The organism is Paenilisteria portnoyi (genome assembly GCF_014322795.1).
Taxonomy (GTDB): domain Bacteria; phylum Bacillota; class Bacilli; order Lactobacillales; family Listeriaceae; genus Listeria_A; species Listeria_A portnoyi.
This window is the reverse complement of sequence record NZ_JAASTT010000018.1, coordinates 14,715-28,247: the sequence shown is the minus strand read 5'-3', so window position 1 is coordinate 28,247 and position 13,533 is coordinate 14,715. Positions and strand designations below refer to the sequence as shown.

The window sequence follows — 13,533 nt, the reverse complement described above, 5'->3', positions numbered from 1 at the left end:
ACTGTTTTTAGTTTTGTGTTGGATTGTTAGGGAAATAAATAATATGAAATGAAGGATGGAGGAAATGCTATGATTGAAGGTTTTGAGGGAATAAATATTGCGGTTAGTGATCCAGAAGCATTTGTACGTTTTTATAAGGAACAGTTGGGCGTGCCACTGGTGTTTGAGGGGCACGGTAATTATATCGGGGCTAAATTGGCTTTTTCGAGACATGATCCTGGAATTATTGTCTGGGATAAGGCGAGTGATGATGTGGCAACGCAAGGCCCGATGGAATTTGTTTTTCGGTCGGCGGATTTAGATAAGACGTATGAGACGTTGAAATTTAACGGGGTTGATATTCAACCACCATTCTTGGCAGATTGGGGAGGAAAAGAGCTACGATGTGCGGATCCTGAGGGGAATAGCATTTTGATTCTGGAGGGTGCATATTAATTGGATTTATTAGGAAATGGCCGGTTTGAGGACTGGCTATTTTCTTTGTTTAAAATCGGATTTTTGCTAGCTATTATATCATAATTATGATATAATAATGATAATATTATGATAAGAGGAGGGCAAGGAGATGCCTGAAATTAGACCGGTTTCGGATCTGAGAAATAATTTTACTGATATTTCCAAAATTGTCCACGAACGTAGTGAACCTATTTTTTTGACGAAGAATGGGCATGGGGATATGGTAGTGATGAGCATTGAGACATATGAAGAGATGTGTCAATATGAGACGCGTGCGGTTACGAAATAAATAAAGGAATGGTGAGATATTTGGATAAAAAGCGGAATTATCATGTGAAATTTTTGACGGAGAAAGATGTAGAATTGGCTGAGGAAGTATGTGCGAAATGCGAGGATTATTTCTTGATAGAGCAAGGAACGGTAGCGACAACAGAGAATGCGCGCGATATCATTACGGAAATACCAAAGGGCAAGACGAAGTTGGATAAATTTGTGATGGCAGTGCTTGATGAGGCGGATAAGCCGATTGGACTGATTGATGTGGTTGCAGACTTCCCTCGAAAAGGACAGTGGATTATCGGACTGCTAATGTTGATACCAGAAGAGCGTGGTAGTGGTTTTGGGAAAGTTCTTTATCAAGTTATTAAGGATTGGGCATCGGATGGTAGTGCAGATTCATTGCGAATTGGTGTTCTTGAGGAGAATAAAGAGGCCATTGGTTTTTGGTCGCATCTTGGCTTTGAAAAACAGGAAGAGAAAAGACAAACATTTGCTGGAAAAGAGCATACTGTCCATGTGATGGTTCGGAATATATAGATGTTAAAGGGGGCTGAGACATAACCCAGATAAATCCCCTGAATACAAACGCTTTCGCTCGATTTGTTTAAAGCAGAATTTTTCGCCCTACCCGAAGAAATGGGAGGGCGCTTTTGCTTTATCTTGAGTTTTTGTCTCAACCTCTTTTCTGTGGTGAAAAAAGCGTGAAACCAATGCAAAAAACGAAATTGACACAAAGTGAATGAAAAGGTGGAGATGAGATTCCTTGTGTGTTACAATAGAAAGATAAAAGACGGAGGTGTAGGAAATGACATCAAACATGGAAGAAAGCTATGTGAATGAAACAGCAACCAAATTCGCCTATGAACCTACATGGGTGGCTGCAACAGAAGAGATGGTTAGCGAGAAGTTGAGCCAAGCAGAAACGGATTTCGTGACTGGGAATATAAGTACTTGGGAAGAAGTGAAGAGTCGAGTAGCCATTTTGACAGATCGTGCGCGTGCTGAGTCTGTTACTGAGTGGGAATGAATGTATGGGAGAAAGCGTGAAAATTAGCCTTTCTAGACATGCTAGTATGGATTATGAAAGTATTTCTCTCTATTTGTTGGAAGATTTATATCAAGCCCAGGCTGCGGAGAATTTCAGTAAAGGTGTAGATAAGTTATTTTTGAATTTAGCTGCATTCCCTAAGTTGGGTAGTCTGTACGCTAGTGAGAAGTATCTTTCTAAGCCGTATCGTAAACTTAGCTTTGATCGGTATACAGTATTTTATGTGTATTATGAAGAACAGCAACTTATTGAGGTCCATCGTATTTTGTCTGGTCCGTCCGATTACACAGGTATTATTAAAGATACCTTGTCAATCTATGAACTATAAAAAAATCTGGAAAGTGCCTGTCTAAATCAGAGACAGTGTACTTTCCAGATTTTTAATGTGTAATTAGATGGCTTATTGATGCGCCATTAATGAGTTTTGTTTCGATAATCATATTTTTACTGGGGGTACCACTTTGCTGAATTAAGTGGAAGAGTAACTCGGTAGCCGCTTTTCCTAATCTTTTAGTGGGGATATCGATTGCTGTCAGAGGCGGTGACAGGAAGGTGGAGACAACGCGGTCATTATAACCGACGATGGACAGGTCTTGTGGTATTTGCAAGTTGTGCTCGGATGCTACTTTATAGATGCTGAGCACTTTTAAATCATCAGTGGCAAAAATGGCGCTTGGACGACTTGGGTGCGATAGTAGCTGGTTCGCGGCGTTATAAGCGTCTTCGGCAGTGTAGCCGCTATCAAGAATCCAGTCACGACGGATGTCTAAATGGTGATCAAATAGACAACTGCGATACCCAGCGAGCCGGTCGATGGAGACATGGTAGTTCAATGGTGCATGAAGGCAAGCGATGTTTTTATGTCCATTTTTGATAAGTAGATTTGTTAGTTCGTAGGAGTCTTGGAAATTATCTGTGTCGACGGAGTAAACATTTGCGTAGTTACCATCGATTTTCCCAGTCACAACGATGGGGATATTAAATGGATCTAGTTTTTCGAAAAAGGATTCGTCGGCGGGCGAGCTTAGCATGATAATTCCTTTGATCATTTTTTCTTTGATTTTGGCAATACATTTATCGAGTTCGTCATCCGTATTCTGGGAGGTTTGGAGAATTAAATCGAAATTCTGATCTTCTGCAATAGCCGAGATGGAATGGATGATTTCTGAGAAAAATGGATTTCCTGCTGTGGTCTTGGTTGGACGATTTGAAATGACCATAATTGCATCGAATCCTGAATTTGTTAGTGCGCGTGCTAGTTTGCTTGGTTTATATTGCAGTTCCTCAATGGCTGTGAGAACGCGTTTTTTTGAGTCGGCGGAAATGTTTGTCTGATTATTGAGTACGCGTGAAACGGTGGATTTCGAGACTCCAGCGTGACGTGCTATATCGTAAATAGTGGCTCCCATTTTAGTTGTTTCCTCCTTGTTTCTATCTTGATGAGACCGTTCCCATCTTTATATACTTATGTTATCTATTCTACTCAATTGTGGTAAAGATGTCCAATAAGAAATGAAATGTCTGCTAATAAAGTGTTAGAGCCTTTTTTTTCGTGATGTGTAAAAAAGAGCATTGACAGAAAGCGCTTTCTGTAATATACTCTTTTTGTGGGAGCGGTACCATAAAAGGAGGTAGAAATGAATATTCTGTTAAGTCGATTGGAATCTATATATGGAAGTGAAAGCGCTATATCTCTTGAGAAAAAGGTTAGAGAGCGAATACAAGAAACAAAAATGAAGAAGTTAAAGCAACGGAAGTCAGGCTGGGATCAAGAAGATGTGGTTATGATTACATATGGTGATCAGTTTTGGGAAAAGGATCAGCCGACACTGACGACGCTTAAGAAGATGTATGACAAGTACTTGGATGAGATGTTTGAGGTGGTTCATATTTTGCCGTTTTATCCGTATTCTTCGGATGATGGCTTTTCGGTGATCGATTACAAAAAGGTGAATCCGAAGCTTGGTGATTGGCGAAATGTTGCGGATTTGACGCAATCGACGCGGTTGATGTTTGATTATGTTTGTAACCATATGTCGGCGAAAAGTGACTGGTTTCAAGGGTTTCTGAATCAGGACACGGAGTATGATGATTTCTTTGTTTCGCTGCCGAAAGATACGGATTTGACGGCGGTTACTAGGCCGCGGGCGACGCCGGTTTTGACGGAGTTTGAGATGGCGGATGGTACGAAAAAGCATATTTGGACGACGTTTAGTGCGGATCAGATTGATCTTAATTTTAGAAATCCGAATGTGTTATTGAAAATGATTGATGTTTTGGCGTTTTATTTGGAAGAAGGCGCGGAGTATATTCGCTTAGATGCGGTTGGTTTCATGTGGAAAGAGCCTGGGACGTCTTGTATTCACTTGGAAAAAACACATGAGATTGTGAAGTTGTTCCGTGATATTCTGGATGAAATTGCTCCTGGAACGGTGATGATTACGGAGACGAACGTGCCGCATAAGGATAATATTACTTACTTTGGAAATGGCCAAGATGAGGCACATATGGTGTACCAGTTCCCGTTGCCACCGCTTGTTTTGCAGGCGATACATACTGGAAATGGGGAGGCATTGTCTGGCTGGGCGCGTGGTTTGGAGTTGCCTGGTGAGGATGCGACGTTTTTCAACTTCCTAGCTTCGCATGATGGTATTGGCTTGAATCCGATTCGCGGAATTTTGCAGGAAGAGGAGATTTTGGCTCTGGTAGCGGATTTGGAAAAGGAAGGCGCGCTTGTTTCGTATAAGCAAAATCCTGATGGAACGCAGAGTCCATATGAGGTGAATGTGACGTACATGGATGCGCTGAATCGATTGGCGGACAACGATGATACGCGGCTACAGCGATTCTTGTTGGCGCATTCGATTTTGCTGACGATTCCAGGTGTTCCAGCGGTTTACGTGCAAAGCATTCTAGGCGCTCGAAATGATCTCGATGGTGTTGCGGAAACGGGACATAATCGCTCGATCAACCGCAAAAAATATCCGATTTCGGAGATTGAGACGGAACTTGCGAACGCGGAAACGTTGATGCATCGTACTTTTGAAGGAATTAAAGAAATGATTCAGGTTCGTAAAACGCAAGGCTTATTCCATCCCAATGTGCCGATGGAGGTTGTGGATTTCGGGAAAGAAATTTTTGCGATTAGGCGTGTGGATGCTTCGGGAGACAGTGTTCTTGCATTGCATAATTTATCTGATCAGTCGATATCGTGTGATGTCACTGCGAATTGGGATATTTTAAAAAATCAACCGGTTTCTGGGAGCGCTCCAATTGTACTTGCTCCTTACGAATTCCGTTGGCTAACAAGTAAAGGCTAGGAGGGGGTTTTAAGGTGAAAAAGAGAGGTTCGATTGTACTTGCCGTTGTATTACTAATGAGTGTTATTTTGGCGGCGTGTGGAGGTTCATCGGGAAGTGGAGATGATAAAGTTGTAACGATTGAATTTATGCATTCCTCGGTGGAAAAGGAACGTTTGGATGTTATCAAGGAATTGGTAGCGAAATTTGAAAAAGAAAATCCAAATATTAAAGTGAAACAAGTGCCAGTGGAAGAAGATGCTTTCAATACAAAAGTTGTGACGTTAGCCCGAGCTGGGGTATTGCCAGAGGTTTTGGAAGTAAGTCAGGATTTTGCGAAAGTGATGGATAAAGATAAATTGATCGATCAAGTAGCGGTCAAAGATGTTATCAAAAAGGTTGGCGAGGATAGTTATTATGAAGGTGCATTGAATCTGGTTCGTTCTGAAAATGGGAAAAGTTATATCGGCGTTCCACTTACAGGCTGGGTGCAAGGTATTTGGTACGACAAGAAGGCTTTAGCTGCGGCGAATTTCGAGGAGCCAAAGAATTGGAACGATATTTTGACAATCGCGAAGCATTTTACAAATAAATCAGATAAGAAATATGGTATTGCAATTCCTACAGCAGAAGGCGCGATGTCAGAGCAAGCATTTTCTCAGTTTGCGCTCTCCAATGAAGCCAATGTGCTAGATGCGAAAGGCAACATTACGATTGATACGAAGGAAATGAGACAGGCATTGACATTTTATAAAGAATTGTCGAAATATACAATGCCTGGGTCGAATGATGTGACGGAAATCAAGGATGCATTTATGAATGGTACGGCTCCGATGGCGATGTATTCGACATATCTTTTACCCGCGGTGTTCACAGACGGGGACCCAAGTAATATTGGGTTTATCATTCCAGAAGAAAAAGAAAAAGCGGTGTATGGAACTGTTTCAGCGTTAGCACTTTCGGATGGTTTGGATAAAGCACAAAAAGACGCAGGTAAAAAATTCGTGGAGTTCCTATCGCAACCTGAGAACCAAACGAAATGGGTATTAATGTCTCCAGGTGGGGCGCAACCAGTAAATAAAGGCGTTATCGAAAACGCAGCGTATAAAAACAATGAAGTCGTGAAATCATTCGGCGCTTTGTCTGAAGAAATCGCGAATTCATTTAATGATATTCAAATTTTCGGCTTAGTTGACGGCAAAAACTTCACCAAAATGGGTGATATTACAAGCTCAGGAGTTATTGCGAAAATGGTTAATAATGTGACGGTCGGCGGTAAAAATGTCGAATCAGAGCTAAAAAAAGCACAGAAGACAGCTGAATCTAATGACTAAGAATAAGGAGGAACTATGAAAACAAAAGCATATAAACGTTCGGATGCAAAAATGGCGCTAGCTTTGCTGTCGCCTAGTATCCTCTTATTACTTGTGTTAGTGGCATATCCGATGATTTCAAACATTCAAATTAGCTTTTTCGAGTTACCGCTCAATCCGAATTTGGATTCAACGTTTATCGGTTTGCAAAATTATATTGATATTTTAACGGATGCTGAATTTTACAAGTCATTGGCTTTAACGTTTGGCTATACGATTCTAGTAGTTGTTGGTAGTACAGGGATGGGACTTCTGGTTGCGATATTCTTCAACCGGGAGTTCAGATTCCGGAAAACGGCGCGTTCACTCATTATTTTGTCGTACGTAACGCCGTCGATTTCCTTGATTTTTGCTTGGAAATACATGTTTAACAATAGTTACGGTGTAATCAACTATGTTGGTGGCGATATTCTTCATCTTTGGAAGGATGCACCACTTTGGTTTGATAATCCTGTTTCGAGCTTCATTTTAGTCGTGTTATTCGCGATTTGGCGTTATTTCCCGTATGCTTTCATTTCGTTCTTAGCGATTTTGCAAACGGTGGATAAATCGCTTTATGAAGCTGCGGAAATGGATGGGGCAAGCGTTTGGGACAAATTCAAAATTGTGACGCTACCAGCAATTATGCCAGTTTTGGCGACAGTTGTGACCTTGCGTGCGATTTGGATGTTCTACATGTTTACCGACGTATACTTGCTAACGAACAAAGTAAACATTCTTGGGGTTTACCTGTATCAAACGGCCTTCGCGTTCAATGATCTAGGTAAAGCATCGGCGATTTCGGTGATTCTGTTTGTCATCATCTTCGTGGTCATCATGGTTACAAGAAAGCGAGTGAATTTAAATGGCAGTAAGTAGCAAAAAATCGAAACGGACGAAGAAAATTGTTTTTTATGTGAGTTTAGTATTATTTCTCCTGTTCACGCTGTTTCCATTCTTGATTATGATGATGACGTCATTTAAGAGTCCAAAAGAGGCGATTTCAACGACGCCAACATTCTTTCCAAAAGAGTGGACGTTTCAGCATTATTTAGATATTTTCAACCCGGATATTTTCCCATTTTTGACGTATTTTAAAAATAGTTTTATCATTGCGTTAGTTGCAGCAGGAATTGCAGTTGTTTTAGGGATTTTAGGTGCGTATGCCTTGTCAAAATTGCGTTTCCGAGCACGGACAACGATTAATGCGAGTTTTTATACGGTTTACATGTTTTCAGGTATTTTGTTAATCGTGCCGTTGTTTAAAATTATTTCGAGTGTTGGATTGTATGACACGAGAACGGCGCTGATTATCACGATGGTTGTACAGACATTGCCGACTGCGATTTTCATGTTGATTAGTTATTTTGACACGATTCCAGTGGATATTGAGGAAGCGGCGATGATGGATGGCTTGAATCGGATGCAGATCATTTTGAGGATTATCGTGCCGCTCGCGATTTCAGGGATTGTCTCGGTGTTTGTGTATTGCTTCATGGTAGCTTGGAATGATTATCTGTTTGCGTCTATATTCTTGTCGGATTCAGAGCTGTTTACGTTACCAATTGGCTTGAATACGTTGTTTAGTACACCAGATTATATTTGGGGTCGCATGATGGCAGCGTCACTTGTGACGGCATTGCCAGTAGTTATCATGTACGCTCTATCAGAACGTTTCATAAAAGGAAATTTGACCGACGGCGGCGTCAAAGGCTAGGTCAGAGCAACGAGAAGCATTCATCTTCGTCGTTAAAAGTTCCGTTCCAGTGCTCACGTACGCAAGTACGCTCCGCACCTGGTACTCACTTTTGCCTAGAAGCTGAAAGCTTCTCGTCGCTCTGACGGTTTGGAGGCACGGAGTCGGCTCAGAATTGGACGACTAATTTTGTGAATGAGACAGTGATTAAGTACTTTTATAAAAATGAATTTGGAATTTAGAAGGGAAGTTTAATGGATGAAGAAATTGATTGCTACGGAGCCGCGGGTTGCGGATTTGGTGGAATATGTGGATCGGGAATTGGCTAAGGATGAGGCGCGGATTCAAGTGAAGTTTGCGTCGCCGAAGCATGGGACGGAGGTCGTTGATTTTCGCGGTGTGAGCCCATTTATAGATGAGGAATTTAACGAGGAATGGAATATGTTTATGCCGCGCGCGGAAGGTTCTGCGCGTGGGATTGTGTTCGGGGAGTTTCAGCTCGGGAACATGGTTGTCGGCGAAATCGTTGAGATTGGCGCGGACGTGACGGAGTACGCGATTGGCGATATGGTTTGCTCGTACGGGCCGATTATGGAGACTGTGATCGTGAAGGCGGTCGATAATTATAAGCTGCGGAAAATGCCTGAGGGCGCGAGTTGGAAAAATGCGGTTTGTTATGATCCAGCGCAGTTTGCGATGAGTGGTGTTCGTGAGGCGCATGTGCGTGCGGGCGATTACGTTGTGGTCGTTGGGCTCGGCGCGATTGGCCAAATCGCGATTCAGCTAGCGAAAAAGGCTGGTGCAAGTATCGTGATTGGCGTCGATCCTTTGGAACATCGTCGCGAAATTGCGATGCGTCATGGTGCGGATGCTTGCTTTAATCCGATTGGGACGGATGTTGGGTTTGAGGTCAAAAAATTGACTGGCAAACTTGGTGCGGACTCGATTATTGAGACGAGTGGGAATTCGCAGGCTCTTGAGGCGGCGCTACGCGGGATTGCATACGGTGGAATTATTTCATATGTGGCGTTTGCGAAGCCGTTTCCAGATGGATTTAATTTGGGACGCGAGGCGCATTTTAATAATGCCAAAATCGTGTTTGCGCGCGCGTCGAGTGAGCCGAATCCGGATTATCCACGTTGGAATCGGAAGCGTATCGAGGAAACTTGCTGGGAGCTTTTGATGAACGGGTATTTGGATTGTGAGGATTTGATTGATCCGATTGTGAGCTTGGACGAGAGTGCGCAGGCCTACATGAAATACGTGGATCAGAATCCAGATTTGAGTATTAAGATGGGAATCGAACTTTAAAAGGAGACGGACAATGATGAAAATTGGGACGCAAAATCAGGCATTTTTTCCAGAGGGTATTATGGAGAAATTCGAATATGTGAAGGAAATGGGTTTTGAAGGCTTCGAAATCGACGGAAAACTGCTCGTGGAAAACGTGGCGGAGGTCAAAGCGGCGATTGCGGCGACTGGAATTCCGGTTTCAACGGCGTGCGGCGGTTATGACGGCTGGATCGGTGATTTTATCGAGGAGCGTCGTTTGCGCGGGTTACAGGAAATTAAGGTGATTTTGGAAGCGCTGCAAGAGGTTGGTGGAAAAGGGATTGTGGTTCCTGCGGCTTGGGGAATGTTCACGTATCGCTTGCCGCCGATGGTTTCGCCGCGTTCGGAAGCTGGTGATTTTAAAGCTGTGAGTGAGTCACTCGTTTATTTGGAGGGGATTGCGGCGGAGACTGGGACGACGATTTTTCTGGAACCGCTGAATCGCTATCAGGACCACATGATTAATTTGCTGGGCGATGCGCGTCGTTATATTGAGACGAATAGCTTGAAACATGTGAAAATTATCGCGGACTTTTATCATATGAATATTGAGGAAGATGGGATTTCAGAGGCACTGCACGCGAATCGTGATTTAGTGGAGCATGTGCATGTGGCCGACAATCATCGCTATCAGCCTGGCAGTGGATCGCTTGATTTTAAAAAGCATTTCGACCAGTTGAAGGCGGATGGTTACGACGGATTCTTGACGTTTGAATGCCGAGTTCGTGCGGAAGATCCGGAAAAAGCATACAAAGATGCATTGGAACATTTGAAGAGCTGTAGATAATAGTAAGCTGCCTCTGAAATCCGATTTTGGGGGCAGTATTTAGAGGGGGAACATGAAGTGAAGAAAGTGGCGATTATTGGCGCGGGGCAAGTGGCCGAGAAGGTTCATGCAGCGTATTATAAAACGCGGACGCAGGAATTGGAGCTGGTTGCTGTCGTTGATCCAGATGCGACTCGTGCGGCGGATTTTGCAGAACAAAACGGTTTTGCGCATAGTTACGTGGATGCGGCGGAGATGTTTGAGACAGAAAAGCCGGATATGGTGAGTATTTGTACGCCGAATCGGTTTCATTTTGATAATGTCATGTTAGCGTTGTCACACGGTTCGGCGGTCATGTGTGAGAAACCGCCTGCGATGACGGCGAATGAGGCGCAGCAGATGCGTGATTTGGCGGTGGAGCGCGGACTTGTTTTGGCGTACGATTTTCATCACCGATTTGCGACGGATATGCGCGATGTGAAGCAGGCTTATGCGGATGGGGTTCTGGGCGAGGTTTACATGACTAAAGCGAAGGCATTGCGCCGTTCGGGGGTTCCAGGTTGGGGCTCATTTACGAATAAGGCATTGCAAGGCGGTGGCCCGTTGATCGATATTGGTATTCACATGCTCGACGCAGCGATGTACGTGTTGGATTTCCCGCAAGTCAAAAAAGTGACTGCCAAAATGTTTCAAAAAATTGGGACAAAGAAGTCGGAAGGGACTTTTGGCACGTGGGACCCTACGAAATATGACGTGGAGGACGCGGTTTTTGCGTTTATTGAATTTGAAAATGGTGGCTTGTTGCAGTTGGAGACTTCTTTTGTATTGCAGATGAAGGAAAGTTCGGTTTTGAATGTGGAATTTTTCGGGGATGAGGCTGGTGCTACGTTGTTTCCAGCGGAGATTTACACGGATCGGGCGGGTGAATTGGTCACGATTTTGAAGAAGGAAACAGCGGATGAGGAACGACATGCAAAAAGTATGCAGGCGTTTGTGGATCGGGTGCTTGGCGCGGATGTGATGGTGGCTGACGCAGAGCAGGGTTATCAGGTTCAGCGTTTGATTGAGGCTATTTACGAATCAGCAGAAAAAGGTGAGAGTGTATATTTATGAGTAGAATCAGTGTATTACGGGAGAGTAAAATAGATCCACATTATTTTGATACGTATGCCAGTTTGATGACGACTGGGAATGGCTATATGGGCGTTCGCGCGGGATTTGAGGAAGATTACCCGGAGCAGACGCGTGGCATGTTTGTAGCGGGAATTTATAATAAAGCGCAAGGGCAAGTGAGTTCTGATTTGGTAAATTTGCCTGATGTGACGCGGTTTGAGATTGAAATTGATGGTGTGAATTTCTCAATGCATAGTGGGGAAGTTCAGGGTTTTGAGCGGGAGCTGGATTTGGCGACGGGTGAGGTGTGTCGCGAATTGGTTTGGCAACATCCGAATGGGAAGCGGTTTGAGCTTTGTCTGAAGCGTTTTGTGAGTAAGAAGGAATTACATAAGGTGTATGCGGAAGTTGCGATTACGAGCCTTTCGGGAGACGCAGATGTGCGGATTCGGACGGGAATTGATGGTCAGCAGACGAACTTTGGGACGCAGCATCTGGTGGAGAAATCGCTTCGTGTGTTTAGCGAAACGTGGATGCAGGGCGATTATGTGACGACGCAAAGTGGGCAGGATGTGACGGTGACGTCGATGATTAGCGCGCCCGGAAGTTTTGCAGCGAAGAATCGGCAATTGCTTGTGACGGTGAATGAGAAGTTGGTGGCGAATGAGCCGTTTTCGCTGGAAAAGGTAAGCGTTATCGCGACGAGTTTAGAGACGGATAACCCAGCGGAATTCGGACTTGGCGAAATCCGCGAGGCAAGGAGTTATGAGGAAGCTTTGGCGGAATCACGCGCTTCTTGGCAGGAATTTTGGCAGGATTATCGGGTTGAGGTGACATCGGAAAATGCGTTTGATCAGTTGGCCCTGGATTTTGCAACGTATCATCTGGAAGCGATGACACCGGCTCACGATGAGCGTTTTAGTGTTGGGGCGAAAGGGCTGACGGGTGAGGGTTATAAGGGTCACGTGTTCTGGGATACAGAGATTTTTATTGCACCGTTTCATTTGTATAATCATCCGGAAAAGGCGCGGAAGTTGTTGCGTTATCGTTATCTTCATTTGGAACAGGCACGTGAAAAAGCGGCGATTAATGGCTATCAAGGGGCGTTGTTTCCATGGGAGAGCGCATTTAGTGGAGAAGAAGAGACCCCTGAATTTGCAGCGATTAATGTTCGGACTGGGAAGCGTCAAAAAGTAGCGTCGGCTCTTGCGGAACACCATATCGTGGCGGATGTTGCGCATGCTGTGGTTAATTATTATGAGGCGAGCCAAGATGAACTGTTTATGGAACATGATGGTTTGCAAATTTTGCAGGAAACGGCGCGTTTTTGGTTAAGTAGGGCTGTATTAAAGGAAGGGAAATATGTTATATTAGATGTAATCGGTCCGGACGAGTATACGGAACATGTGGATAATAATGCATACACGAATTATTTGGCGCACGAAAATGTGTATCAGACGTTGCGCTTTATGGCGAAATATGGTCAAAAACATACGACGTTTTATGATTTATGCGAGGCGTTTCTACGGAAAATTTATTTACCGCAGGCGGATGCTTCGAAATTGATTCCGCAAGATGATACGTTTTTGGATAAACCGGAAATTGATTTGACGGAGTATAAGGCGCGGCAAGGGTCTCAGGCGATTTTGCTGGATTATTCGCGGGCGGAAGTGAATGAGATGCAGATTTTGAAGCAGGCGGATGTGGTGATGTTGCTTTATTTGATGCCGAATCTGTTTGGAGAGGACATTGTGGCGCGGAATTTGGACTATTATGAGGCGCATACGATTCACGATTCTTCGCTGAGTAAGGCGATTCATGCGATTGTGGCGAATCGGGTTGGTCAGCAGGATAAGGCGTATCGGTTCTTCGAGGAGGCATGCCGAATTGATTTGGAGGCGGCTCCTGGTGGGACGGATGAAGGTGTGCATGCCGCGTCGCTCGGTGCGATTTGGTTGACTGCGATTTTCGGATTTGGCGGTGTAGCGATTGCGGATGGCGAGTTGCATTTGAATCCGCGACTGCCCGCTGGATGGAAGCGTTTGGCATTTTCATTTGTATGGCATGGAGAGCGCTTGGAAATCGAGTTGGAGCCGGACAAAATTCGGGTGACAAAAGAGACGACAGCGCCAATTCAGATTCACATTTTTGGCGAGAAGCACAGTATGACGACAGGACTAGAAATTTAAATT

General features: G+C 44.1%; 14 protein-coding genes. 13 read left to right on the top strand and 1 reads right to left on the bottom strand.

Annotation, left to right across the window (positions count from 1 at the left end; translation table 11 throughout):
- Positions 1 to 69 precede the first annotated feature (69 nt).
- From HCJ66_RS11985 to HCJ66_RS11965, 5 genes are all read left to right on the top strand, one after another.
- Positions 70 to 435 carry a VOC family protein gene (locus HCJ66_RS11985; RefSeq protein ID WP_187133341.1) on the top strand — a complete coding sequence of 122 codons (366 nt, stop codon included), beginning with the start codon at positions 70 to 72 and terminating at the stop codon, positions 433 to 435.
- A 130-nt stretch (positions 436 to 565) separates the two neighbouring features.
- On the top strand, positions 566 to 745 hold the full coding sequence (locus tag HCJ66_RS11980; RefSeq protein ID WP_077913905.1) for a type II toxin-antitoxin system Phd/YefM family antitoxin: 180 nt from the start codon (positions 566 to 568) through the stop codon (positions 743 to 745).
- Between the two features lie 20 nt (positions 746 to 765).
- Positions 766 to 1,272 carry a GNAT family N-acetyltransferase gene (locus tag HCJ66_RS11975; RefSeq protein WP_425489656.1) on the top strand — a complete coding sequence of 169 codons (507 nt, stop codon included), beginning with the start codon at positions 766 to 768 and terminating at the stop codon, positions 1,270 to 1,272.
- A gap of 268 nt (positions 1,273 to 1,540) precedes the next feature.
- Positions 1,541 to 1,762 carry a hypothetical protein gene (locus tag HCJ66_RS11970; protein WP_187133339.1) on the top strand — a complete coding sequence of 74 codons (222 nt, stop codon included), beginning with the start codon at positions 1,541 to 1,543 and terminating at the stop codon, positions 1,760 to 1,762.
- A gap of 4 nt (positions 1,763 to 1,766) precedes the next feature.
- Entirely contained in the window at positions 1,767 to 2,111 is a 345-nt protein-coding gene (locus HCJ66_RS11965; protein WP_187133338.1) for a type II toxin-antitoxin system RelE/ParE family toxin, read from the top strand.
- A gap of 52 nt (positions 2,112 to 2,163) precedes the next feature.
- On the opposite strand, the gene HCJ66_RS11960 is transcribed toward HCJ66_RS11965, so the two are convergent.
- Positions 2,164 to 3,192 (bottom strand): LacI family DNA-binding transcriptional regulator, encoded by a 1,029-nt coding sequence (locus HCJ66_RS11960; protein WP_187133337.1) that lies wholly within the window; start codon positions 3,190 to 3,192, stop codon positions 2,164 to 2,166.
- Between the two features lie 228 nt (positions 3,193 to 3,420).
- On the opposite strand from HCJ66_RS11960, the gene HCJ66_RS11955 reads away from it, so the two are divergent.
- From HCJ66_RS11955 to HCJ66_RS11920, 8 genes are all read left to right on the top strand, one after another.
- Positions 3,421 to 5,103 (top strand): alpha-amylase family glycosyl hydrolase, encoded by a 1,683-nt coding sequence (locus tag HCJ66_RS11955; RefSeq protein ID WP_187133336.1) that lies wholly within the window; start codon positions 3,421 to 3,423, stop codon positions 5,101 to 5,103.
- A gap of 56 nt (positions 5,104 to 5,159) precedes the next feature.
- Positions 5,160 to 6,416 (top strand): ABC transporter substrate-binding protein, encoded by a 1,257-nt coding sequence (locus HCJ66_RS11950; RefSeq protein WP_222717494.1) that lies wholly within the window; start codon positions 5,160 to 5,162, stop codon positions 6,414 to 6,416.
- A gap of 15 nt (positions 6,417 to 6,431) precedes the next feature.
- Positions 6,432 to 7,313, top strand: a complete 882-nt coding sequence (locus HCJ66_RS11945; protein WP_187133334.1) for a carbohydrate ABC transporter permease — start codon at positions 6,432 to 6,434, stop codon at positions 7,311 to 7,313.
- Positions 7,300 to 8,151 (top strand): carbohydrate ABC transporter permease, encoded by an 852-nt coding sequence (locus HCJ66_RS11940; protein ID WP_187133333.1) that lies wholly within the window; start codon positions 7,300 to 7,302, stop codon positions 8,149 to 8,151. Before HCJ66_RS11945 ends, HCJ66_RS11940 begins: the two co-directional genes overlap by 14 nt.
- 237 nt (positions 8,152 to 8,388) lie before the next feature.
- Positions 8,389 to 9,441: a zinc-dependent alcohol dehydrogenase gene (locus HCJ66_RS11935; protein ID WP_187133332.1), complete on the top strand. Its 1,053-nt coding sequence runs from the start codon at positions 8,389 to 8,391 to the stop codon at positions 9,439 to 9,441.
- Positions 9,442 to 9,457: 16 nt separating this feature from the next.
- Positions 9,458 to 10,249 carry a sugar phosphate isomerase/epimerase family protein gene (locus HCJ66_RS11930; RefSeq protein ID WP_187133377.1) on the top strand — a complete coding sequence of 264 codons (792 nt, stop codon included), beginning with the start codon at positions 9,458 to 9,460 and terminating at the stop codon, positions 10,247 to 10,249.
- A 57-nt stretch (positions 10,250 to 10,306) separates the two neighbouring features.
- Positions 10,307 to 11,341 (top strand): Gfo/Idh/MocA family oxidoreductase, encoded by a 1,035-nt coding sequence (locus HCJ66_RS11925; protein WP_187133331.1) that lies wholly within the window; start codon positions 10,307 to 10,309, stop codon positions 11,339 to 11,341.
- Positions 11,342 to 11,346: 5 nt separating this feature from the next.
- A complete protein-coding gene (locus tag HCJ66_RS11920) occupies positions 11,347 to 13,530 on the top strand; it encodes a glycoside hydrolase family 65 protein (protein ID WP_425489660.1) in 2,184 nt (727 codons plus the stop codon).
- The last annotated feature ends 3 nt before the right edge of the window (positions 13,531 to 13,533 follow it).